This window comes from Halopenitus persicus (assembly GCF_900107205.1).
In the GTDB taxonomy this organism is placed as follows: Archaea; Halobacteriota; Halobacteria; order Halobacteriales; family Haloferacaceae; genus Halopenitus; species Halopenitus persicus.
Genome location: NZ_FNPC01000004.1, coordinates 256,959 through 279,908, shown reverse-complemented (window position 1 = coordinate 279,908; position 22,950 = coordinate 256,959). Strand labels below are relative to the sequence as shown.

Annotated in this window: 19 protein-coding genes; 11 read left to right on the top strand and 8 right to left on the bottom strand. The window is 66.7% G+C overall.

Annotated elements, in window-relative coordinates:
- The first annotated feature begins 22 nt into the window (after positions 1-22).
- Positions 23-1,957: a DUF7504 family protein gene (locus BLV25_RS08590; RefSeq protein WP_092732195.1), complete on the top strand. Its 1,935-nt coding sequence runs from the start codon at positions 23-25 to the stop codon at positions 1,955-1,957.
- Between the two features lie 48 nt (positions 1,958-2,005).
- On the opposite strand, the gene BLV25_RS08585 is transcribed toward BLV25_RS08590, so the two are convergent.
- A complete protein-coding gene (locus BLV25_RS08585; protein WP_021074482.1) occupies positions 2,006-2,641 on the bottom strand; it encodes a DUF7344 domain-containing protein in 636 nt (211 codons plus the stop codon).
- Between the two features lie 165 nt (positions 2,642-2,806).
- On the opposite strand from BLV25_RS08585, the gene BLV25_RS08580 reads away from it, so the two are divergent.
- The 5 genes from BLV25_RS08580 (at position 2,807) to BLV25_RS08560 (ending at position 7,532) form a co-directional block, all read left to right on the top strand.
- The gene (locus BLV25_RS08580) at positions 2,807-3,166 is read left to right on the top strand and encodes a response regulator (RefSeq protein WP_092732192.1); all 360 of its coding nucleotides are present in this window, start codon (positions 2,807-2,809) and stop codon (positions 3,164-3,166) included.
- 238 nt (positions 3,167-3,404) lie between these two features.
- On the top strand, positions 3,405-3,932 hold the full coding sequence (locus tag BLV25_RS08575; RefSeq protein ID WP_092732189.1) for a DUF1102 domain-containing protein: 528 nt from the start codon (positions 3,405-3,407) through the stop codon (positions 3,930-3,932).
- 126 nt (positions 3,933-4,058) lie between these two features.
- On the top strand, positions 4,059-6,275 hold the full coding sequence (locus BLV25_RS08570; RefSeq protein WP_092732187.1) for a PKD domain-containing protein: 2,217 nt from the start codon (positions 4,059-4,061) through the stop codon (positions 6,273-6,275).
- Between the two features lie 115 nt (positions 6,276-6,390).
- Positions 6,391-6,648 (top strand): MTH865 family protein, encoded by a 258-nt coding sequence (locus BLV25_RS08565; protein WP_021074479.1) that lies wholly within the window; start codon positions 6,391-6,393, stop codon positions 6,646-6,648.
- Between the two features lie 95 nt (positions 6,649-6,743).
- Positions 6,744-7,532, top strand: a complete 789-nt coding sequence (locus BLV25_RS08560) for a J domain-containing protein (RefSeq protein ID WP_092732185.1) — start codon at positions 6,744-6,746, stop codon at positions 7,530-7,532.
- Between the two features lie 56 nt (positions 7,533-7,588).
- Here BLV25_RS08560 and BLV25_RS08555 read toward each other — a convergent pair whose 3' ends face one another.
- The 4 genes from BLV25_RS08555 to BLV25_RS08540 form a co-directional block, all read right to left on the bottom strand.
- Positions 7,589-8,935, bottom strand: coding sequence for an NAD(P)/FAD-dependent oxidoreductase (locus BLV25_RS08555; RefSeq protein ID WP_092732183.1), 1,347 nt, complete (start codon positions 8,933-8,935; stop codon positions 7,589-7,591).
- A gap of 57 nt (positions 8,936-8,992) precedes the next feature.
- Positions 8,993-9,964 (bottom strand): archaeosortase A, encoded by a 972-nt coding sequence (artA, locus tag BLV25_RS08550; RefSeq protein WP_092732181.1) that lies wholly within the window; start codon positions 9,962-9,964, stop codon positions 8,993-8,995.
- Between the two features lie 193 nt (positions 9,965-10,157).
- Positions 10,158-12,878, bottom strand: a complete 2,721-nt coding sequence (locus tag BLV25_RS08545; protein ID WP_143114409.1) for a COG1470 family protein — start codon at positions 12,876-12,878, stop codon at positions 10,158-10,160.
- 1,229 nt (positions 12,879-14,107) lie between these two features.
- Positions 14,108-14,872 (bottom strand): VOC family protein, encoded by a 765-nt coding sequence (locus tag BLV25_RS08540; RefSeq protein WP_092732177.1) that lies wholly within the window; start codon positions 14,870-14,872, stop codon positions 14,108-14,110.
- A 139-nt stretch (positions 14,873-15,011) separates the two neighbouring features.
- Between BLV25_RS08540 and BLV25_RS08535 the strand changes: the two genes are divergently transcribed.
- Positions 15,012-16,454 (top strand): MATE family efflux transporter, encoded by a 1,443-nt coding sequence (locus tag BLV25_RS08535; RefSeq protein ID WP_092732175.1) that lies wholly within the window; start codon positions 15,012-15,014, stop codon positions 16,452-16,454.
- A 63-nt stretch (positions 16,455-16,517) separates the two neighbouring features.
- On the opposite strand, the gene BLV25_RS08530 is transcribed toward BLV25_RS08535, so the two are convergent.
- Positions 16,518-17,114: a TIGR04206 family protein gene (locus tag BLV25_RS08530; RefSeq protein ID WP_092732172.1), complete on the bottom strand. Its 597-nt coding sequence runs from the start codon at positions 17,112-17,114 to the stop codon at positions 16,518-16,520.
- A 4-nt stretch (positions 17,115-17,118) separates the two neighbouring features.
- Entirely contained in the window at positions 17,119-18,228 is a 1,110-nt protein-coding gene (locus BLV25_RS08525) for an OBG GTPase family GTP-binding protein (protein ID WP_021074472.1), read from the bottom strand.
- A gap of 201 nt (positions 18,229-18,429) precedes the next feature.
- Here BLV25_RS08525 and BLV25_RS08520 point away from each other — a divergent pair, with 201 nt between their 5' ends.
- The gene (locus BLV25_RS08520) at positions 18,430-18,630 is read left to right on the top strand and encodes a VNG_1110C family protein (protein ID WP_021074471.1); all 201 of its coding nucleotides are present in this window, start codon (positions 18,430-18,432) and stop codon (positions 18,628-18,630) included.
- Between the two features lie 19 nt (positions 18,631-18,649).
- Here the strand turns inward: BLV25_RS08520 and BLV25_RS08515 are convergent, their stop codons facing one another.
- A complete protein-coding gene (locus tag BLV25_RS08515) occupies positions 18,650-19,105 on the bottom strand; it encodes a hypothetical protein (RefSeq protein ID WP_081758050.1) in 456 nt (151 codons plus the stop codon).
- Positions 19,106-19,340: 235 nt separating this feature from the next.
- Here BLV25_RS08515 and coxB point away from each other — a divergent pair, with 235 nt between their 5' ends.
- From coxB to BLV25_RS17375, 3 genes are all read left to right on the top strand, one after another.
- Positions 19,341-20,162 carry a cytochrome c oxidase subunit II gene (gene coxB, locus BLV25_RS08510; RefSeq protein WP_092732169.1) on the top strand — a complete coding sequence of 274 codons (822 nt, stop codon included), beginning with the start codon at positions 19,341-19,343 and terminating at the stop codon, positions 20,160-20,162.
- Positions 20,162-22,657, top strand: coding sequence for a cbb3-type cytochrome c oxidase subunit I (locus tag BLV25_RS08505; protein ID WP_021074468.1), 2,496 nt, complete (start codon positions 20,162-20,164; stop codon positions 22,655-22,657). The genes coxB and BLV25_RS08505 overlap by 1 nt, the downstream gene beginning before the upstream one ends.
- A 119-nt stretch (positions 22,658-22,776) precedes the next feature.
- On the top strand, positions 22,777-22,920 hold the full coding sequence (locus tag BLV25_RS17375; protein ID WP_021074467.1) for a hypothetical protein: 144 nt from the start codon (positions 22,777-22,779) through the stop codon (positions 22,918-22,920).
- Positions 22,921-22,950 lie beyond the last annotated feature (30 nt).

Genomic DNA, 22,950 nt, shown 5'->3' with positions numbered 1-22,950 from the left:
AGCCGATCCGGGAGAACCCACGATGACCGACGAGTCGACCGGTGCGGACGACCCGGACCACGACCGGACGGCCGAGTCAGCCAGCGACGGCAGCACCGACCGCGACGCCGCCCGGCGCGGGGGACGGTTCCGCGATCTCCGAACGAGCATCGTGAACGGTGGGACGGAGACGGACGAATCGACGGCAACCGAATCAACGGCGGACGAATCGACGACGACCGAATCGACGGCAACCGAATCGACGACAACCGAATCGACGTCCAGCGCCCACCCGGAGTCGAACGCCGACGAACCGGCTGGCGGGGCCGACTCCGACCGAGACGACGTCTCCGACCGGGACGCCGATCCCGACCGGGAGACCGACGATGAGGATGACTGGGAGTGGTTTCGGGGCGATGCTGATCCCGAAGCGGGCAGGACGACCGACGTCGGTCACGACGCGGGGACCGCCGCGGAGGGAAGCGGGGCGGATGCGCCCGCCGCCGACGAGGACGACGCCGCGGCAGGATCGGAACCCCCCGAATCGCAGGGGAGGCCGGAAGGCGACGTGGCGGAACCCGAGACCGACGACCGGATCTGGAACGCGATCGACGCGGAATCCGACGTCGGCGTGACGGAGTCCGTCTCCGACGCGGATGCCGACCTCGATGCAGGTACCGACCACGACGCCGACGCAGACTACGAATCCGGCACCGACCACGACGCCGGAACCGAGGACGAGCCCGCCGACGAGTCGACCGCCGCGTCCGAGGCGGCGGTCGACGCCGCGGGGTCCGCAACGACGGACCACGACGGGATCACCATCGAACCGGTCGACGAAGACGCGGCCGACCGGAGTCCGACCGCCGGTCCCACGGCGGAGACCGAGCGGTACCACCAGGCCGACGAACGCGACCACGCCGACGAACGCGACCACGCCGACGAACGCGACCACGCCGACGAGACCCCGGACGCCGACCGGGAGGCGGCGGAGGGGGCCGCCGAACCGTCGGAGCGGAAGAAACGGCTTTGGAGCGATCCGGCGGCTGCGACGCGGCGGTCCACGTCCGACCGTGAGCCGCCGGAAGAGGGACCGTCCGAGGGAGAACCGGCCGAGTCGGCGGCATCGGACTCCCCGCCGGCGTCCGAACCCGCCGGTTCCGACGCCCTCGAGCTCGAGGGACTCGAGACGCCGGCGGGGACTTCCGCCTCGGCCGGAACGGAGTCGTGGGACGGGATGGGCCACGACGCGGACGCCGGGGCGACGGACCGGGAATCGGGCGCCGAGGCGGCCGCCGACCTGCCCGCGTTCGATATGCTCGACCCCGGATCGAACGCGCTGGTGCTCAGTTCGCTCTCGGGGCCCGTCTCGGAGACGGCCTGCGGGCGGCTGCTCGACGCCGACGGGGACGGCGCCGACGGAAGTGATGCCGACGGAAGTGCCGGCGATGTCGCCGGCGGCGGTGGCGCCTCCGCGGACGTCTCGCCGGACCGAAACGTGTTGATCGTGGCCATCGAGGAGCCCGCCGCGGAGCGGATCGACGTGTGCCACCGGGCGGGGATCGACGCCGGCGAGATCGCCGCGATCGAGGTGGGCAGCCACGGCGGACCGCGGTCGGTCGCCTCCGAGACGACCGGCGGCGGGCAGTCGGTCTCGCTCACGCGCGTCTCGAAGCCCTCGAACCTCTCGAAGCTCGGCATCCTGATCACCAAGCAGCTCTCCGAGTGGGCGGACGACGACCGGCCGGTCGTCTTCTGTCTGCACTCGCTGACCGCGCTCCAGCAGTACGTCTCCGACGAGAAGCTGTTCCGGTTCCTCCACGTGTTGACCCGGCGCCTCTCCGCGAGCGGGAGCCGAGCGCATTTCCATATGGACCCCGACGCCCACCACGAGATGGTCGTCGGCACCCTCCGTCCCATCTTCGACGTGATCGTGCGGATCGGCCCGAACGGGACCGTCGACGTGGAGCACGACTAGCGCCGCGACCGCGTCGCCGGACCGGCTGCCGGCGCGTCGACGCCACCGCTATGCCGACCGGAGCTCCGGCGGCGGTCCCTCGTCGCCCAGCCGGATCCGGCCGTCACGAAGCGTCTGGACCGTCGCCGAGACCGCGAAGGTGGCGAGGACGACGAGCGCGACGGGGAGGTCGCCGACCTCGGCGAAGAGGCCGACGTCGAGCCACGCCAACCCGATCAGCAGCGCGTTCGCCGCGCTGAGTCCGAGGTAGAATTGTCCCCAAGGGATGTCCCGCGGGTCGACGACCTCGAGGTAGACGTCGGCGTCCCGGACCGCGTCCCGCAGCGCCACCGTCCCGCGGGTCTCGTCGTAGTCGACGAGCCCGCGGTCGTCCATCGAGGAGAGGTGGCCCTGGTACAGCGAGATGTAGACGCGCTTGCGCTCCTGGGAGGTGAGCGCCTCGACCGGCTTGTCGTTCTCCCAGGCGGCCACCTGCTCGGCCAGATCGCGAACGTCCACCCGCTCGTCGACCTGCTTGAGGTAGTGGATCGCGTACCGGCGGCGCTTGTTCGAGAGGATGTCGTAGACGTCGTCCTGCGTCAGCCGATCGCCGCCCTCGCCGCCCGCGGACAGCGACAGCCCGAGAGCGGACCGAATCGACGACCGGAGCGCGGAGAGAATCGAGGACGGCGATTGAGAGGCCATGGCAGCGACGGTGGTCGTATAACCCGAACGAATTCCTGTAAGTGTTCCTATCCGTTCGGACGAGCGACGTTTTTAAATGGCAGACGTGAGCCGAACGTCACGATCGGCCACCCGAAGTAGTTGAGTATTTACCCATTCGTCCACAGTATCCCATAGCTCCCCCGAATGGTCGACGTCCTCCTCGTGGAAGACACCGATATGCAGCGCGCGCTCCTGCGCGGGTTTCTCTCCCCGGAACACACGATCGTGGGGATCGCGGAGACCGGCGAGGAGGCGATCCGCGAGGCGGACCGCACCGCCCCCGACGTGGTCGTGATGGACGTCGACCTGCCCGGCACCGACGGGATCGAGGCCACCCGGGCGATCAAACGCGCCAGCCCCGACGTCGCGGTCGTGATGAGCACCGCGATGGTGACCGCGGAGATCCGCGACCGCGCCACGGACGCCGGCGCCGACGCCTACCTCACGAAGCCCTTCAGCAAGGACGACCTGCTCGCCACGATCGACGAGGCGTGTGCACGTTGATCGCGACACGTGGTACCACCCCTAGATATCACGCCACTTGCTAACACGCCGAATCCCTTAAAACCCCGAATTCGGCACGTTAGGGCGCCCTAACGAACTGATCTCGAATCGTTAGGAACGCATAACCGCCGAGTAGGCCGGGCTTACAAAGGGGGTAGGGGTAGATGTATGATATAGAGACGCCGGCCGGGGGCACCGACGCCCGCCGCGCCGACGCGTACACAAGGAGACAACAACTATGGCACGACCCAAAGGAAAGCTGCTCGCGCTGGTATTGGTCTTCGGAGCGATCACGGTCGTCACGGCCACGGGCGCGTTCACCACGGTGGAGGCAGAACGGACCGCCGAAGTGAACGTCTCTGGTGACGCAAACGCGCTGCTTGGTTTATCTGAAGGCCCCGATAACGGGGAGTACGTGACAACTGACGGCGGTGAGATCCAGATCGAGCTTGGAGCTCCTGAAAGTGCGGATGGAGTCAACATCAATGCATATACTGAGATAAACAATATGCTGAACGTTACAAACAACGGTCAGAATGCTATTAACCTGTATGTTAATACGACTGGGTCGAACGCGGGACACGTGAGTCTGTACAACGGTACGCCTGATACAGGAACGAACATCACTGGTGATACCAATACTGTAACGCTTAACCCCGGAGACACGATCCAGGTATCGATGGAAATTGATACTCGTGATTCCGGCCTCGATCAAGACGCTGAGCTCATTGATACTATTGAGTTCGTTGCTAACGATGCCAGCTAAACGGGAACCAGCTAGTAACTAACCCTAAGTTCCCGGTATCATTTGGTCGTCTACACACGACCGATCTCGACGCCCGCCTCCGTTCGATAGCACGGAACGCAACATCTCCTCAGCCACCACGCCACAATGAAACTCCGTTCCATCACCGCCGCGCTCGTCGTTCTGTTCGCGCTCGGCGCGGTAGTGGCGACCGGAGCGGTGCTGGGGACGGCGGGCTCACCGACCGAGAACCTTTTTAACGGCGAGCCGGACGTCGAGTTCGGCGCCACGGACGGCACGAACGGGAACTACGTCGTGAGCGACGACGACGGCGAGCTCCGGATCGACCTCACGGATCCGGGCGTGAACGCGGAGGCGTACACGACCGTCGACCGGGTCTTCTACCTACACAACCAGGACACCCAGGACGTCCTCGTGTGGGTGACCCACGACGGCGGCGAGCGGGTCTCGATGGCGAGCGACGAGGGCGGCCGGCCGATCGAGGGCGAGGAGAACGCGGTCACGCTCGCGCCGGGCGAGCGCGTGGTCGTGAACGTCGGCCTTGACAGCCGGGGGATCGAGGAGGGCGACCGGCTCCTCACGAGCGTGACGATCCACACCGGCTACGAGCTCGAGGAGGAGGTCGGCGACGGCAACGACACCGACGAGAACGCGTCCGACGGCGGCGGTGGCGTCGGCGGAGGCGGTGGCGGCGGTGGCGGAGTCGGCGTGCCGGACGAGGAGACTCCCGAGACGACGCCCGATGAGGAGGGCGAACAGGGTGAACCGGACGAGGAGGGCGAACAGCCCGAGGACGACGCGCCCGGCGAGGACGTGATCGACTCCGAGACCGGCGTGGAGGTCGAGTTCGAGGGAGAACCGGAGGGCGAGGACGGCACGACCGACGCGGACGACGGCGGCGAGGGGTCCGACGCCGATGCCGGAGTCACGGTCCGCGAGCTCTCGAGCGAGGACCTCGACGCGATCGACACCACCGCCAGGGACGACGACCCGCGAGCGGTGATCTCGACGGCGGAGGACGAGGACGGCGACGGGGTCGACGACGACGAGAGCGGCGGGGCGGGGAGTGACGATGCCAGTGGCAGCACCGGAGGCGACGCGATCGACCTCGAGGATGGAACCATCGTGACGAACGTCGGGGAACCGGCCCGGCTCTCGGGCGAGCGGTCGACGATCAGCGTCACGAGCGGGGTCACGGAGCAGGACCGGATCGTGCGCGCGGTGGACATCGAGCCCTCCGAGAACCGCCGGGACCGGCCGGCCACGGTGCGGCTGCGCGTCGATCGCGACCGGTTCGGCGACGCCGACCCCTCGGGCGCGACCCTCGGCCACCGGACCGAGACCGGCTGGGAGCTGCTCGACACCACCGTGACGGAGACGACCGAGGACTACGTGGTCGTGTCGGCGCGCACGCGTAGCTTCTCCCCGTTCGCGGTCTTCGTCGACCCGGACGTCACCTACCAGTGGACGCTGCCGGACGGGACCACCCGGAACGGCCGAACGCTCGAGTACACCTTCGCGGAGCCGGGCCAGTACGATGTCGGACTCACCGTCCGCGACGCCCTCGGCCGCGAGAGCTCGACCACCCGGACGGTCATCGCCAACGACGTGCCGACCGCCGAGGTCTCCGCGGAGTACGACCGGGCGGCCGAGGTGGCGACCCTCACCGCGGACGTCGAGAACGAGGTCGGCGACGCGACGGTGACTTGGACGTTCGCCGACGGGACCACGAGGACCGGCGAGACGGTTACCCATCCCCTCGAGCCCGGCGAGCACGTCGTCGACGTGCGCGTGGCAGACGAGTACGGAGCCGCCACGGAGACCACCGAGCGCGTCGCGGTCGCGACCGGCTGGTCGGTCGTCTCCGAGCTCTCGGCGCTGGGCATCGGCAGCACGATAGTCTGGCAGACGCTCCTGTCGTTGGCCGCCCTCGGCCTCATCGTCGCCGCCTACCGCTACGTCCCGTGGGGACGCGTCGTTCCCGAGGGTCGCGGCCCGCGGATCACGGTCCTCGAGGATCCCCGGATGAGTCCCGAAACCAACCGGTTCGAGATCGGCGCGCTGACCGTCGTCGATCCGCAGGTCGCGCTCGACACGATCTCGATCGCGATCGTCGACGAGGAGGGGGTCGAGGTCGTCCGCAAGCGCCTCGAGATCGTCGGCGACCGGGAGTATGCGGCCGAAAACGAGGCGATCGTCGTCCCGCCGGGAACCGACCTCGACCCCGAGGGGAACTACCGGATCCGGGTGACCGCCCGCAACGTGCGCGACCGGACCGGGTCGCTCGAGGGATCGTCGGTCCGGATCGTCTCCACGCTCACGGACCCGGTGCCGGCGGTTTGATCCGGCGGTTACTCCGGCGGTTTGATCGCAGGTTGCTCCGGCGATTTACCCCGGCGGGAAGACCGAGCGGTCGACGTTCCACAACGCTTTTTGGTTGCCTCCGAAACCTCCCCCTATGACTGACGTCGAATCCGAGCTTCGCGCACAGTTCACCGAGGCCTTCGAGGGCGCGGAGTTCCCCGTCGAGAACCAGATGGATCTCGTCCCCGCGCTGCCGGACGGCCCGGGCACGACCTTCGAGGCCGGCGACGTGCGCTTCACGGCGATGGAACTGGCAACCAAGCTCGGCGGCGAGCAGGAGTTCCCGTACGAGTCGGTCGAGGAGTTCGTCGACGACATCATCGCCGGGCTCAAGAAGAAGGACATGATCTAACCGGTTTCGCCGCCCGGGTGGCGGCCCCCAACGGACGCATCGCCAGCCCCCGTCGAGCGGTTCTTACGCGTGCGTGCACTAGACGGTGACAATTCGTGGTCGTCGATACGCTTCCCCCGCTGCCGGCGTGGCTCCTGATCGGGATCGGGGTCGGGACGCTTGCGACCGGGGGCGTCGTCGCCCTCTTTTATTTCGGCGACCGGCTGCTGCCGGCCGGCGCCGACGCAGCCGCGGCCGGCGCGTCGATCGACGGCGACGCCAGGCGCCGGACGGAGATCCGGTCGTACCTGTCGGCGATCGACGAGCGGTTCCGCGAGGACCATTCCGTCGACGGCGACCCCGTCGACTTCTACCTGCCCGACCGGGAGGTCGCCATCACGTTCGACGCCCAGCAGTTCTTCCGGCTCGAGCGGGCCGGGATCGCCGCCGTCCTCTGTGAACACGAGCTGCCCGGCCGCGGGCTCGGCGACCGACTCCCCTTCGACACGCCGGAGACCGAGTCGGCGAGCGAATCGGCCCGCGGCCGAGCCGGCGGCGGGTTCGGGACCGAAGGTGCGTTCGGAACCGCGGACAAACCGGGTGCGAATCCGGTCGCAGCCGCCTTCGCGGAGCTGGAGCTGCCCCGGTCGACCGACGAGGACGCGGTGAAACGAGCCTACCGCGAGCGCGTCAAGGACGTGCATCCGGATCAGGGCGGCGACGAGGAGGCGTTCCGCCGAGTTCGGGAAGCCTACGCCACGGCGACGGAGTACTGCCGACGAGCGGACGGGGGTGCCGAGCCGCCTGAGCCACGGTCGGCGGCCGACCGCTCACGGGGCGCCGCCGCGACCGCCAGAGCACGGCGCGCGAGGCGGGAGCGGCGCGCGAGCCGGAAACGACGCTGATGCCCGCGAGATCCCCGCCATAAGACGGCGCGGCCCCGGTCGAGACGGTCGTATCCTCACGCCACCGACTCGAGCACGATCTCGCTCGCCCGCCGGCCGCTGGCGAGCGCCCCCTGAATGGACGACCACCGGGTGTACTCGCCCGCGAGCACGACCGGACCCGCGGGCGCGGTCGGGTCCGGCAGCGTCTCCCGAAATCCGGGCGGCTGCGCGAACTGCGCGAACGGGGTCCGGTCGGTCGCGAGGGTCCGCAGTCCGTCGAGCGAGCGCTCCGGAAACCACGACGCGAGCGCGCGCTCGGTCTCGGCGGCGAGCGTCGCGTCGTCACGGTCGAACGCGTCGTCGTCGACGAACGTGGCCGCCAACAGCGTCCGGCCGTCGGGGGCGTACTCCGGGGCGACCGCGCCGAGCGGGGCGACCGTGTTCGGTCGCTCGTCGCCGGCGTTCAACAGGATCCGGGGACCGATCCCGAGCGAGCGCCCGGGCGGAAGGGTGTACCACTGCGTGACGCAGCCGACGCCGTCCGTCGGGATCGACTCGACGTCCGTGAGCCGGCGGGCCTCCGGCGGCGACGCCGCGACGACCGCCGCGTCGGCGACCGTCTCGGAACCGTCAGCGAGACGCAGGCGAACTCCCTCGGCGCGAGCGTTCGTATCACCGGTCGCCGACTCCTCGACCGTCAGTCCCTCGACCGCCGTTTCGAGGCGGATCGTGCAGCCGGCGTCCCGCGCCCGATCGGCGAGCTGGCGGGTTATCGCGCCCATTCCCGCGGCCGGCACGACCGTCCGGCCGTCGCTCATCGCGCGGAAGGTCTCGACGAAGACGCGCGCGGACGTCGACAGCGACCGATCGAGGGTGATGCCGCCGTAAAAGGGGGCGACGAACCGGTCCAGATACGCCTCCGAGAAGCCCCGGTCCCGAAGGAACGACCGAATGGACTCGTCGGCTCCATTTGCCGAGCCGGAGCGCACGTCGCCCAACGTCCCTGCCTTCGACTCCGATCCGTGCAGCAACTCGCGTTTCAGCCGGAGGGTTCGGAGCTTGTCCCCGAGCGTGATCTCCCGCGAGAACGCCGCTTCGAGAGCCGCGCCCGGATCGCGGAACGGATCGGCGAGCGTCGACCGCGATCCCGGCCGACAGATCACGGCGCCGGGGGCGAACGCCCGGAGGTCGAGCGCCTCGAGGTCGAGCTCGGCACGGGCGGCCGGATACGAGTCGAAGAGCACCTGAAATCCGCGGTCGATCGTGAAGCCGTCGACGGTTCGGCTTCGAACGCGCCCGCCGGCCGCGTCCTCGCGTTCCAGCACCGTCACGTCGGCGCCCGCCTCCCCGAGCCGCGCCGCCGCCACGAGCCCCGCTGGACCGGCGCCGACGACGGCGACCGCCGTCTCGGTGTCGTTCATACGTGGGGTTCACGGCGGAACCACAAAAGCGTCCCCAGGGGACGGTGTGGAACCCGGTCAGCGGTCGACGTTCGTCGGCTCCCGCGGGAGGTCGAGCGCCTCGAGCAGGTCGTGTTCCTCCCCGGTCAGCACGTAGAGGACGTCCTCGAGGACGACCACGAGCTCCGGGAGCTGTCGGGCCACGAGGTAGGTGATCCCGACGAGGGCGACGACGGCGAGCAGCTGGCTGAGGATCCGGTCGGAGACGAAGAAGGACACGCGATAGGGGTCGCTCGCGCCGAACATCGCCAGGACGAGCTCCGGCTGCCAGTGCATATACTGGTTGCCCGTGACGATCGTGATGAACGTCGTCCGGGCGATGTTCAGGACGTAGATGAGCGGGATCGAGACCGCGAGCCCGCGGAGCTTCCGGGAGAGTGGGGCGTCGACGGCGGCGATGAGGCCGCCGAAGATCGCCATGCTCCCGATGCCGGTACACGCGAGCACGACCGACACGAGGATGACGTGCTCCTCGGGACCGTAGATCCACCGGAAGGTGGCCCAGTAGCCTGCCGAGCTCTCGATCATCGTCGGCGCGTATCCCAGGAGGTCGATGAGGGTCGCGGTCTGGGCGGCGACGATCTCGATGAGCACCCGCTTGGGCTCCGGCAGCGTGACCCCGCCGACGGTCACCGCGGGGATCGTCTCGAACGGGAGATAGATGAACAGCATCGCCGCGACCGCGCGCGTCAGGACGAACAGGGACTCCCGGCCGCGGTGGAGGAGGTAGCCGGCGTAGGTACACGCGGGGACGGCGACCAGCGAGAGGATGCTCTCGACGTAGCTCTGGTGTTCGAAGGCGAAGTACGGCACCATCGTGAGCCAGAAGAGCCCGAACAGCCCCCACGCACCCGCCGCAAGCGACCGGCCGGCGGGGAGGCCGCGGCGGTCGAGGAGGGCGCCGATCGCGAACAGGATCGCGACGAGCCACGCGAACGTGAACGTATCGGGCAGCGCGGCAAGCACCGACTGACCGAGCACGTCGAGCATACACCACGAGCCACGGGATCGCCGAATAAAGCCCTTGTCGTTGGGATCGGGTCACGGCGACGGTGCCGTCAAAAACCGAGTCGCGATGGCCGGACCGCTCCCGCGACGGGAGCCATCGGTTTCAGTCGACAACCGACCCACTCGACAACCGACCCACTCGACTACCGACCCACTCGACTACCGACCCACTCGACTACCGAACGCGGCGATACGTCGCGAAGACGAACAGCGCCAGGCTGATCGCGGACGCGATCGCTTCGACGTCGATCGCACCGAGGTCGATCGCGCCGACGTCGATCCGATCCCGAACCGCCTCAAGCGCCGCGAGAAGGTCGCCGATCGGCTCCGTGACGAGCGTTCCGACGACCGATCCAACGCGACTGCGGACCTCGTCGACGGCGCCCGAGCCACCGCCGGTATCCGATCCATCGACGGCGTCGTCCGCGTCGGTACTCGATCCGCCCGATCCGTCGGCCGGACGGTCGACCCCGTCGGCCCCCGAATCCCCGCCACCGGCTCCGGTCGTCGGTTCCTCGGCGGCGGGCGAGCTGGCGACCGCGGCCGGCGGGGTTCCGGTCACCGCCTCGGTGGTCGGATCGGCAGCCCGGATCCGCCCCTCGACGGTCGGACGCGACTCGAGGCCGTCGAGACCGTGAACCGACACGCGATAGCGATCCCCGACGGCCAGCGCGGAGAGGTCGACCGTGGCCGCCCACGTGCCGTCGGCCGCGACCCGAACCGACTCGTTTCGGCCCCGAAACGCCGATCCCGTCCCGTCGATCGGCCGAACCCGGATCGTGAACTCGGTTCCCGGCGCGAGCGTGGTCGTACCGGCGAACGATTGACCCGGCGCGGCGCGGGCGTCGTAGGGGTCGGCCGCGAACCGGACGTCGCGCTCGACCACCGTAAATCCAGTCGTCGCCTCCGAGCCGCCGGAGAGCGGCGTGATCTCGACGGCCGACGACGGCGCGAACGACATCGCCGACGACGGCGTCCCGAGCCCGGTTCGGATCGACTGGAGTTCGGCCCGGGTCGGCGAGAATCCGGACGAGGAGCGACGATCCACGGACACACCGACCGGCTCGATCCCGCCGTCGGTCTGTCGCCGGATACGCGGGTCGGAGACGGCGAATCCGAGATCGACCGCCGGTTCGGCCGCGGGGTCGACGGCGGATCCGTCACGGAACCGGAGGTCGGCGGTGTCGACGAACAACGTGACGCGGTCGCGGTCGTGGTCCGGGACCACCTCGATCGCGCTCGCGTCGGGATCGACCGTCCGCGGCGAGCGGTTCGATCCGGCGCCGACGGACGTCGCGGTCAGATCGAGGTCGATCGGCGCGGCGGTCGTCGCCGGGTCCTCGTCGGGGACGCCGCCGGACGCGGTTCCCGCCGCCTCCGCATCGGCCCCGTCGATCGGCGACCAGTCGGGGCTCGTGAGGGCGCGAAACCGCTCCGTCGCCCCGGCGTCGGGGCGGCGGTCGCTCGCCACCGCCAACAGCCCGGAGACGCCGGCGGAATCGATCCGGAGGACGGCGACGTCGCCGTACGCGACCGTGTCGCTCCGCGCGACCGCTCCCTCCTCGCGGGCCGTCGAGAGCGCCGCCGCCGGCGAGTCGGCCGCGAGTATCGACCGGGCCGTCCCCGACGAGGCGGTCCAGCTGGAGGCGGACCCGGCGTCCGCGGGCGCGAGGGTGAGCACCCCGACGTCAGCCGGATCGGCGACGGCCGTCTCGGGGTGCTGCGCGGTCGAAACGGTGACGGGATACTCGCCCGGGGCCAGCGCGTCGGAGCGGCGCCGCTGATCGGTTCGGGGATCGAACTCGATGGTCGCCCCCGCGGCGGCGGACGCCGGATCGAGCTCGACCACCGGGCCGGCGGTCGTGCCCGCCGTGTAGGTGTTGAACCGGACGGTCGCCGCATCGGCGTCGCCGAAGGAGGTGATCCGGACGGCCGCCTCGTATCCCGTGGTCGTTTCGTTCCCGATCACGAGCGCCCCGCCCTCGGCGAGTTCATCCGCCGTCACCGTGATCTCGACGACGTCGCCGCTGGCGGCGTCGACGATCGGCTCGGCCAGCGAGACCGAGCCCGGGCCGACGACCCCGCGTTCAGGAGCGGTAGTGCTCTCGTTCCGGCCGTCGCCGGCATCGGCGTCGTCGTTCACGGATCCCGCCAAGCCGCCACTGCCGCCACCGCCACCCCCGCCGCCCCCGCCGCCGGACGTTCCTGTCCCGGATCCGCCGCCGGCAGTTGAGTCCTCGGAGTCCATCTCATCCGTGTCGTCGGTCGTTTCGGTCGTATCAGTCGTGGCCGTCCCGTCGTCGGTCGTCGTCTCCGCGTCCGCGGTCGAAAGCGAGAGGGTACCGTTCGCGGTCCCGTCTGTGGCCGATTCGGTCGCGACGATCGGGTGCGTCCCGTCCGCAAGCGGCTCGAGCGCGTCGTCGTCGAACGTGACCGTGACGGAGCGTGACTCGCCGGCGTCGAGGCCGTCGACCGTCGCGGTCCGACGCACCGCTCCCGACCCGAGATCGGCGGTCACGGAGACCGACTCCGTCGCGTTCGCGCCGCCGACGTTCGTGATCGTCCCCCCGATGGAAAGCGACCGCGTGCCGTTGCGCTCGTGGCTGGACGTCGTCTCGTTCAACTCAAGAGCGTAGTGGGGCGGGTCAACGACCTCGGTCGTCCCGGTCACGCGATCGTGGTCACCACGTACCGCCACGTCGAGCGTCTCGCCGGCCGACGCGTTTTCGAGGTCGTGGGACAGTTCAAGGGCCTCCGTCGCCCCCGGCGCGACCGTCACCGAGCGCGTGTCCGAGACCGTTCCGTTCACGACGAGTTCGACCGTGTCCGTGTACGTCGATCCGCCGGTATTATTTAAGCTAATATTATATGTGGCAGATTCTTGGGTGATATTCACTGCATTGGCGATGTTAATATCTAGAGTAGAGCCGACAACCTCAATAACTGATGTTGATTCTGCTCCTGATATATCATCATCAGTAGTAATTCCAGAATCGCCAGAGACACCTACAGTATAATTCCCAATGTGTTCATCCAGAATGATATCACCACTGCTAGTTCCAATTGTGAATGTGGCAACATTATTAGAAATTGAAGTATTTAAATAGGTACGATCAACACTTCCATTATTGAACTCATCAATACCAAGAGTTGCCTCAGTAGTTGAGTCTCCGGTTTCGGCGATTACCGTCGTTTGAGTACTGTTTGTCAGATCGATATCTGATGTGGATGTATTAGTAACTGTTCGATCTCGTATATTTAGTCCAAGATTAAATTCATCCTGTCCGGAGAGATCGCTGGTGAGTGAGTTAGCGCCCGTCTGTAAAAGAACATCAACACCATATTGTCCGGGTGTACGTGGGTTCGTTAGTCTACTGCCGGATTTCTGCTGACTAGTATGATCACCACCGTCATTGAGATATACGATTAATAAACCGTCATCACGAATCTCAAGTGGTTGACTAAAATTCAGTAAGAGACGGCTGCCGTCTGTCGCAATAGTATCAAAATCTTGACTAGTTGAATATATAACTTCAGTATAGATATCGTGCTCAGTCATTGTACCTTCATAATAGACAGTAATATCTGAAGATGATAGATTATCATCAAATACTGACTCATTATAATCTAATACTACATCGCTTAAGTTAGATGTTTTAGAGGATGAATTAAAGTCGGTGATAATTTCGTGCTGAGAATTTTTGTTTATAATATCACTATACGCAGTAATCGAACTATTATTGGAATCGATCGCCGTCGATTTACCAGCGAACCCACCCGGAACAACGCCTGCCGTAACGACGATCGCGATGAGCAAAACGGTTCGAACCGCCGATCGAGTTGCGAAGGTCTGCCTCGTCATAGTGGACGAACCCACACCGGGACGCAGCGATACGCGACCGCGACGTCGACCACCACGTCCGACGCGCGTCGCTGATATCACCACTACCGAGAGAGTTCAATTAACCACAATGGATAGTTAATAAAGCATTTATTTGAACAGTCTATTCTTGCAAAAAGTGAGGCTGCGGCCGACCGTCGAATGTCATTCAGATATGTATTCTCAAAAGATCGATCGGCGGAATCGAGATGGTCACGCGGGGACAGAGCCGGAGGAAGTGGCTTCTATTCCCGGTTCAGGATCTCGATCTCGTGGCCGTCCTGGTCGGTCGTGAACGCGTATCGGTTGTCGCAGGACTCGGGGTCGCGGTAGTCGGTGGCTTCGCGCTCCATCAGCGTCTCCCAGTCGCCCTGGAGGTCGGCGGTACGGACGCAGAGGTGCCCCCAGGCGTCGCCCAGCTCGTAGCTGCGGCCGTCGTAGTTGTAGGTAAGCTCGACCGACATCGCCTCCTCGGGGGCGTCCGCGGGCTCCATGAAGTAGTTCGCGAACGTGTCGGCCTCCCACCGGCCGGCGGGCTCGTACTCGAACTTGCGCGTCCAGAAGCCGATCGCCTCGTCGGCGTCCTCGACACGGATCATCGTGTGGTCGAGGCTCCACTTCGCACCGTGGTCGCGCTTGACGATCTCGATCTCGTGGCCGTCGGGGTCCTTCACGAAGGCGTACCGGTTGCCACAGGACTCGGGGTCGCGGTAGTCCTCGACGCCGTTGGCCAGCAGCTCGTCGTAGGCGTCCTGGAGGCCGTCCTCCGGGACTCGAACCGCGATGTGGCCCCAGGCGTCGCCCATATCGTAGGTCCGGTCGTCGTGGTTGTAGGTGAGCTCCAGGAGCGCGCCGTCATCGTGGCCGTTCTCGGGCCCGAGGTAGACGTTCGTGAACGTGTCGGCCTCCCAGCGGCCCTTCTCCTCGTAGCCGAAGTTGGTTTGATACCACTCGAGGCTCTCCTCGAGGTCCTCGACGCGGATCATCACGTGATCGAGCAGCGGATTCATACGGATCGTGGTTGGGCGAACTCGTGGAAAAACGTACCGTCCTCGGGTATCCGCAGCACAGGTCCGGACCCGGCTCCCGGAGACGACTGCCGGCGAGCGAAACCCCTTAGGCCTGAACCGGAAACGGGGGATGTCTCACGTGATCCGCCCTCCGAATCCGGTCCGGCTCGTCATTCGCTGGATCGGGCTCGCGCTCGCCCGCCTCGGGCTCATCGACCGCGAGCGCGCGATCCGCACGACGGAGTTGGCGTGGCCCCGCGTCGTCACGGGGATCGCCCGGATGTCGAAGAACGCCGTCGACGTGGCGATGGTCGGGGTGGCGGTCGGCTCGGCCGCGATCGCGGGCGTCGGGTTCGCCGGGCCCTTTTGGGGGCTCGCGTTCGCGATCGGCGGCGGCGTCGCCGGAGGGACGATCGCGTTGGTCTCCCAGCGGTACGGCGCGGACGCTCGAGAGGAACTCGGGCAGGCCGTCCGCGGGAGCGTCACGCTCGTCGTCGCGATCACGCTTCCGGTCGCGGCGACCTTCTGGCTCGTCCCGGCCGAGCTGATCGGGCTGCTCTCGAGCGACGCCCGCGCGATCGAGCTGGGCGCGCGATACCTCCGGGTGGTCGGCCTCGGCATCCCCTTCGCCGCGCTCAACCTCGTCGGAAGCCGCGTGCTCGTCGGCGCCGACGACGCCTACACCGCGATGCAGCTGCGCGCGGGCGGCGCGGTCGCGAACGTCGTTCTCAACGCCGTGCTGATCTTCGGGCTCGAACTCGGGGTCGTCGGGGCGGCGATCGGGACCGTCCTCTCGAACGTCGTGGTCAGCGCGGCCTTCGCGATCGGGCTGGTCCGCGGCGGACTCCCCGCGGTCGGGACGTTTCCGGTCCGGATCGATCCCATCGGCGCGTACGCGGACCCAGGCACCCTCTCGGATCTCGTCTCGATCGGCGCGCCGGTCGGCGCGCGGAACCTCGTGTGGACGGCCGCCGAGTTCCCGATGCTCGCGATCCTCGACATCTTCGGCCGGGACGTCGTCGCGGCGTTCGTCATCGCCAGGCGGATCTGGGGGATCATGAACACGCCCGGCTGGGGCTTCGGGCTTGCCGCCTCGAGCCTCGTCGGCCAGGAGCTCGGCACCGGCGCGGAGGCGGCCGCCGAGCGGTACGGCCGCGACATCATCCGGTTCGCGGTCGCGACGTATCTCGTCTCGGCGGTCATCGTCGCCGTCTTCGCCGAGCCGATCGTCGGCCTGTTCGTCGACGACCCCGGCGATCCCGCGATCCCGATCGCGGTCACGCTCGTGTACGCCGCCTGCGTGGCGATCGTGTTCCAGGGCGTGGCCGGCGGCGCCGCCGGCCCGCTCGATGCGAGCGGCGACACGACGGTGCCGTTCCTCAGCCAGTTTCTCGGGATGTTCTGCGTCTCGATCCCGCTGGCGTACGTGGGCGCGACGACCCCGCTCGGGCTGTGGGGCGTCTACCTCGGCTTCCTCGCGGAGACGGTCGTTCCCGCCGCGATCAACTACTGGCGGTTCGACTCCGGAACCTGGAAGTCGGTCAGCCGCGGCTATCGGCCGGAGACCGGGGGGACGGAGTGAAAACGGCGTGACGAGGAAGTGCTGTACGACCGACCGTGCCGAGCGACCACCGCGACGAGCGGCTTATCGACCGAGGATTCCCCGGAGTGCCGGCCCGTACAACGCGATCGCGCACGCCCACGCACAGATCGCCGCGAGCGGAACGACCGTCCCGACGGCGCTCGGGGCGCCGAGACCGTATCGGAACCCGATCCCGAGCGCCACGGAGAGGCTCGCGATACCGGCGAGCACGAGCAAACCGCCCGTGACGCGACGATCCTCTCGGTCCCAAAGAACGCCGGTTCCCACGCTCCCGACGGCAAGCAGATGGAACGCGAGCGCGAGCGGCCACGCCCGTATCGAGGCGGGAAGCGCGCCGAACGACAGCGGATGGTCGAGAAGGTACCGCCACAGCGGGTAGCCGCTGACTACCGTCTCGCCGCCGGGGCCGGGCGCGACGGTGACCAATCCCCACAGCGAGACGATCGTGTACGCGTCCCCGTCGACGATGACGGTCACCGGAACGGCGAGCAGTCCGACGGCCGCGGCGAGCGCCGCCCGATCGTCGATCCGAAGGTCCTCGGATCCGGAGTCCTCGATCCGGATGCTGTCGGATCGGGGGTCGGCGGTCGCGGACCCGTCCGGATCCGCACCGTTTCGGTCGGGACGAGCGTCGGTCACGGGGTCACTTCCGGGCGACGATCCGGAGCTCGTCCTCGTCGGCGAGCTCGTGGTCGCGTCCGACCTGCTGTTCGTCGTGTTTCGCGCTCGGGCCGGAGACGCGGGCGAACTTGAATCGGTCCTCGAACTCGCCGCCGATCTTCCGGCAGGCGTCGCCGACGGTGTCGCCCTCGAAGAGGATCAACGGTTCCTCGTAATCGACGCCCCGACCGGGCTTGTCCATATAGATCCGGATCAGACCGAGTTCCTCCCAGACGCGTTCCGTGAACCCGTCGAGGCCGCGTTCCTCCTCCGCGGAAATGAAGACGACCTCCTCGGGGTCGAGACCGCGCTCGCGCAGTTCCCGCTTGATCGTGGGCAGGTAGTCCTTGTCGATCAGGTCCGCCTTGTTGACCGCCACCATCGAGGGGAGGTAGACGCGGTTGTCCATCACGCCGTCGACGAGCTCGTCGATGGTGACGTCGTGCGGGATGGTCACCTGCGCGTTGACGTAGCCGTACTCGCGGAGGACCTGCTTGATCGTCTCCTCCTCGAGGCTCACCTCGTCGCTCGTGGTCACCTGGATGCCGTCCTTGTGGGTCTTGCGGACGTTGATGTTGGGCGGCTCGGCGTCGATCCGGATGTTGGTGTCGTACAGCTCCTCGCTCAGCCGATCGTACTGCTCGATCTCGAAGACGGAGAGCAGGAAGACGACGAGGTCGGCGGTCCGAACGACCGAGAGGACCTCCTTGCCGCCGCCGCGCCCGCCGGCCGCCCCCTCGATCAGCCCCGGCACGTCGAGGATCTGTATCTGTGCGCCCCGGTACTGCAACATTCCGGGATTGACGTCGAGGGTCGTGAACTCGTAGGAGCCGGTCTCGCTGTCCGCGTTGGTGAGGGCGTTGATCAGCGTCGACTTGCCGACGCTCGGGAACCCGACGAGCGCGACGGTGGCGTCGCCGTGTTTCTCGACCGCGTAGCCGTGGCCGCCGCCGGCGGAGGACTGGTTCTCCAGCTTCTCCTTCTTCTCCGCGAGCTTCGCCTTGAGACGACCGATGTGGGCCTCGGTGGACTTGTTGTAGGGCGTCTCGGCGATCTCCTCGCGGAGGTCCTCGATCTCCTCTTCCAGTCCCATCAGGGGCAACTCCGCCGCTCAGTTCGTTAAACCTGTTCCTTCGCGACCTCCGCCGTTCCGATGGCGGTCGCTGGTCGTGCGAGTTCGGGGAGATCGTCCGGCAAGTCCGGAGAGATCGTCTGGCAAGTCCGGCGACTCGGATCGCCGACTCGCGCGTTTCGTCACGGTTATGAGGTCCCTGTGAGAGGCTTCGAACGTCGAATGCCGGATCCGGCGCGCCTCAGAGACAGCACCCAGATCGTCCTCCCCTGTCAGTCGCTGGACGGGATCCGGGACCGTCTGGAGGCGGAGTTTACGGTCACGATCGTCGAGTCCGACGGACGCTGCCGGATCATCGGCAGTCCGGTGGTAATAAAATCGGTCAGCGAGTTCCTCAGCCGATACGGGATCGCGGTCGCCTAGCCCGCGAACCCGCGGCTGCTTAGCCCGCAAACCCGACGACGAGCTGGATGGCGATGACGAGCATCAGGACCATCCCGAGCGCGATCGAGCCGGCGGCGACCCCCTGCGCGTTCCCGAGTCCGTGTTCGCGCGTCGCGGCGTACGCGCCGAAGAAGACGAAGCCGGCGATGAGGAGTCCGACGAGGCCGTAGACGACGTTCAGCAGGGTGCCGGGGAGACCCTCGGGCAGCCCGAAGTTCCCAACGGCGAGCACGGTCAACAGCCCGAGTCCGGCCGCGAAGACGACGAACGTGATGGCCCAGACCGTCGGCGAACTGGCGATCGATCGGAGGCGAGCGACGACCCGGTCGTACCGGTCGCCGTCGCCGTCGCCGGTCACGAGCTCCGGCGTGCGGCCGAACCGCCCGACGGCGACGAAGGTGGCGATCACGAGCAGCCCCATCAGTACCGTACTCAAAAGCGTTAGTGAGACCATAGCTGTCTGTGTGTCCTCGTTGTTCGGATGGTCCGGTCGTGTATACAAATAGCCTTCGTATATCCACGGACGCCCTCGCGTCACATCGCCGTGAGCGCCGAATCCGCGGTCTCGAACGGCCAAACCCCGGTCTCGAACGTCCAAGCCGCGCCCCCGAGACCGACCGCTGACGAACGCGCTACAAAAGAGATAAGTGCGGCATCACCAAGTCACAGGCAAGGGCCGAGAAAAGAATATGATAGCGTCAGTATTACTGCAAGGGACCGATGGTCTCCGGGCGCAGGCCGAGATCTTCAACGAGATCTTCTCCGTCTTCCTCGGGCTCGGAACGCTCATCGGAGTCATCGTCGTCTCATACATGCTGTGGAACGCGTACAAGTATCGGGACGACGGAAGCGAACCGAAAGAGAGCTTCGACCCGCCGGTGCTCGGCGAGCTGCCGACCGGGAAGGGCGGGCCGAAGGCGAAGAAACTCTTCCTGTCGTTCGGACTCAGCGCGATCGTGGTCATCAGCCTCGTCGTCTACGCGTACGGCCTGCTGTTGGTCGTCGAGCAGGGGCCCGATGCACCCGGCGTCGAGTCGGCCGATATGGAGGTTGACGTCGTCGGCTACCAGTTCGGCTGGGAGTTCCAGTACCCCAACGGCGTCACCACCCAGAACACGCTGTACGTTCCGGAGGATTCGGCGATCGAGTTACGGGTGACGTCACGGGACGTGTGGCACACCTTCGGCGTGACCGATCTCCGGATCAAGTCCGACGCGATCCCGGGCGACTACTCCGAGACGTGGTTCACCACCGACGGGGAAGACCTCGCGAGCGGTGAGGAACGAACCCACCAGATCGAGTGCTTCGAGCTCTGCGGATCCGGACACTCCTATATGACCGGCGAGATCGTCGTGATGGACGACCAGGACTTCAACACGTGGTACGACGAACAGGCCGCAGCGCTCGAGAACGAATCCGACGGGTCGGGAGCCGCCACCAACGGAACGGACTCCGGCAACGGAATGGAGAACGCGACGAACGCGATGACCGCCCAGGGGGTTGAAGCGTAATGTCCGAACTCCCGCCGAAGACGTCACTCCGCCGCTGGTTCGTCACGACGAACCACAAGGACGTCGGCATCCTGTACACGATCACCGCGCTGTTCTTCCTGATCATGGGCGGGATGCTCGCGCTGCTCATCCGGTTCCAGCTGTGGGAGCCGGGCGCGCAGTTCCTCTCGGAGATCGCCTACAACGAGGCGGTGACGACCCACGGCCTCGTGATGGTCTTCTGGTTCCTCTCGCCGTTCGGGTTCGGGTTCGCGAACTACTTCGTTCCGCTGCAGATCGGCGCGGACGACCTCGCGTTCCCCCGGTTGAACGCCCTCTCCTACTGGATGTACGCGCTCTCGGGGATCCTCCTCGGCATCAGCTACTTCCAGGGCGGCACGCTCAGCACGGGCTGGACGATGTACGCCCCGCTGAACGTGCCGATGTACACGCCGAGCCTCGGGTCGACCGGCGCGATCCTCGCGCTCGCGATGTTCGTCATCGGGATCACGGCGTCGACGATCAACTTCCTGACGACCATCCATCACTCCCGCGCGGAGGGGATGGGCCTGATGGACATGCCGCTTTTCACCTGGTCCATCCTCGCGACCGTCTACATGATGTTGTTCGCGTTCGCGGCGCTGCTGGCGGTCGCGCTCATCCTCCTGTCCGACCGCATCCTCGGGAGCATCTACTTCTCGGCGACCGAGGGCGGCGCGCTGCTGTGGGGGCACCTCTTCTGGTTCTTCGGCCATCCGGAGGTGTACATCGTCTTCTTCCCCGCGCTGGGCGTAATGTTGGAGCTGTTCCAGTCGTTCTCCGGCAACCGGCTCGTCGGACGCAAGTGGGTCATCATCGCGATCTGTCTCATCTCGATCCAGTCGTTCCTCGTGTGGACCCACCACATGTTCCTGACGACGATCAACCTGGAGGTCAAGACGCTGATGATGGCGACGTCGATCGGGATCTCGTTGCCGTTCGACCTCGTCGTCTTCTCGCTCATCTACACCCTCATCAAGGGACGGATCAAGTTCACGACGCCGTTCCTGTTCGCCTTCGGCGCGCTGTTGTTGTTCATCGTCGGCGGCATCACCGGGGTGTTCCTCGGGGCGATCGTGCTCGACTACGAGTTCCGCGGCACCTACTGGGTCGTCGCTCACTTCCACTACGTGATGTTCGGCGGCGCGACGGCGCTGTTCGGCGGCATCTACTACTGGTTCCCGAAGATGAGCGGGAAGATGTACGACGAGTTCCTCGGGAAGGTCCACTTCGTGATCTTCTTCATCGGGTTCAACGCGGTGTACTTCTCGATGTTCCTCGCCTGGGAGACGCCGCGGCGCGTCTTCGAGTACGACCCGGCCTTCCAGCCGATGCACCAGTTCGGGACGATCGGCGCGGTCGTTCTCGGGCTGTCCTTCTTCATCATGTTCTACAACTTCGCGAAGTCCTACGTGTCGGGACCGGACGCGCCCGACAACCCCTGGGAGTACACGCGAACCGCCGAGTGGGCGGTCTCCTCCCCGCCGCCGCTCGAGAACTGGGGCGGTCGACCCTCCTACGCCTCCGGCAAGCTCGAGTTCGTCTCCGAGGCGCTCACGCCGAGCGACGACCACGACGGTCCTGCCGCGGCGACCGACGGCGGACACGGCGAGGGTCACGGCGACGACCACATCGAAAGCTACCCCTACTGGGACAAGCACGCGAGCCACGCCAGCATCTGGCCGTTCGCGCTCTCGCTGGCGACCGGGATATTCTTCTTCGGCCTCTCGGGCGTCTCCTCGTCGATCGACATCACGACCGCCGACACGCTGTTCGGAACCGGGATCACGGTCAGTAATCCCGTCTATCCGGTCTTCACCGCCCTCGGCCTCCTCGGGATCATCTGGACCGCCGTGAAATGGGGCCTCGAGGACTTCTACGCGCCGCCGATGGAGATCGCCGAGCGGTGGCCCTTCGAGGGCGTCGAGAAGGTGAAGCTCGGGATGTGGTTCTTCCTGGCCTCCGACGTCATCGTCTTCGGGGCGTTCATCTCCGCGGCGGTCTTCATCCGCGTGGCCGCGGGCTGGTACACCTGGGAGCCGCTGACGGACTCGCTGCCGGGACTCATCAACACCTTCGTGCTGTTGACCTCCTCGTTCACGGTCATCCTCGCGCTGGTGTACGCCCGCCGAAAGAGCCGAAAGGGTCTGATCGCCTACCTGAGCGCGACGATACTGCTCGGGCTCACCTTCCTGTCGATCAAGATGTGGGAGTGGCACCACGAGATCTACGACGTCGGCGTCACGCTCACCCAGAACTCCCACGGCGACCCGGTCCAGGCGACGATCTACTACGTGACGACCGGCCTCCACGGGCTCCACGTCGTCATCGGGCTGCTGATCGCCGGATTCCTGCTCGTTCGTGCCTGGAACGGCGCCTATCAGGAGGACCCACGGCCAGTCGAGTACTTCGGCCTCTACTGGCACTTCGTCGACATCGTCTGGGTCATCCTCTTCCCGCTGTTCTACCTCTTCTGACGCCCGCCCGTTTCGGGCGTCCCCGGCTCGTCGGGGACGTTTCGTGTCGGATACCGTGGACGTGTCGAACGGCAAGACCGCTTGCACGGGTATTTACGTCTCGACGGTCGAGTGACGATATGGTCCCGGACGTGCTCACCGATCCCCGACTGCTGAGCGGGATCTTTTGGACGCTCGTCGGCGTCTCCTTTTGGGTCGTCGGCCCGTTCGTCGGGTACTACCTGTGGAAGCGATGGCGGGGTCCCGACGACGAGGATGGGTAAACCTATAAGGACGCACACCCATATTTCGCG

Excerpts from the sequence above, each read along its gene's own strand:
- BLV25_RS08590 (WP_092732195.1), top strand. The coding sequence starts at position 23 with ATGACCGACGAGTCGACCGGTGCGGACGACCCGGACCACGACCGGACG.
- BLV25_RS08585 (WP_021074482.1), bottom strand. The coding sequence starts at position 2,641 with ATGGCCTCTCAATCGCCGTCCTCGATTCTCTCCGCGCTCCGGTCGTCG.
- BLV25_RS08580 (WP_092732192.1), top strand. The coding sequence starts at position 2,807 with ATGGTCGACGTCCTCCTCGTGGAAGACACCGATATGCAGCGCGCGCTC.
- BLV25_RS08575 (WP_092732189.1), top strand. The coding sequence starts at position 3,405 with ATGGCACGACCCAAAGGAAAGCTGCTCGCGCTGGTATTGGTCTTCGGA.
- BLV25_RS08570 (WP_092732187.1), top strand. The coding sequence starts at position 4,059 with ATGAAACTCCGTTCCATCACCGCCGCGCTCGTCGTTCTGTTCGCGCTC.
- BLV25_RS08565 (WP_021074479.1), top strand. The coding sequence starts at position 6,391 with ATGACTGACGTCGAATCCGAGCTTCGCGCACAGTTCACCGAGGCCTTC.
- BLV25_RS08555 (WP_092732183.1), bottom strand. The coding sequence starts at position 8,935 with ATGAACGACACCGAGACGGCGGTCGCCGTCGTCGGCGCCGGTCCAGCG.
- artA (WP_092732181.1), bottom strand. The coding sequence starts at position 9,964 with ATGCTCGACGTGCTCGGTCAGTCGGTGCTTGCCGCGCTGCCCGATACG.
- BLV25_RS08540 (WP_092732177.1), bottom strand. The coding sequence starts at position 14,872 with ATGAATCCGCTGCTCGATCACGTGATGATCCGCGTCGAGGACCTCGAG.
- BLV25_RS08525 (WP_021074472.1), bottom strand. The coding sequence starts at position 18,228 with ATGGGACTGGAAGAGGAGATCGAGGACCTCCGCGAGGAGATCGCCGAG.
- BLV25_RS08520 (WP_021074471.1), top strand. The coding sequence starts at position 18,430 with ATGCCGGATCCGGCGCGCCTCAGAGACAGCACCCAGATCGTCCTCCCC.
- BLV25_RS08515 (WP_081758050.1), bottom strand. The coding sequence starts at position 19,105 with ATGGTCTCACTAACGCTTTTGAGTACGGTACTGATGGGGCTGCTCGTG.
- coxB (WP_092732169.1), top strand. The coding sequence starts at position 19,341 with ATGATAGCGTCAGTATTACTGCAAGGGACCGATGGTCTCCGGGCGCAG.
- BLV25_RS08505 (WP_021074468.1), top strand. The coding sequence starts at position 20,162 with ATGTCCGAACTCCCGCCGAAGACGTCACTCCGCCGCTGGTTCGTCACG.
- BLV25_RS17375 (WP_021074467.1), top strand. The coding sequence starts at position 22,777 with ATGGTCCCGGACGTGCTCACCGATCCCCGACTGCTGAGCGGGATCTTT.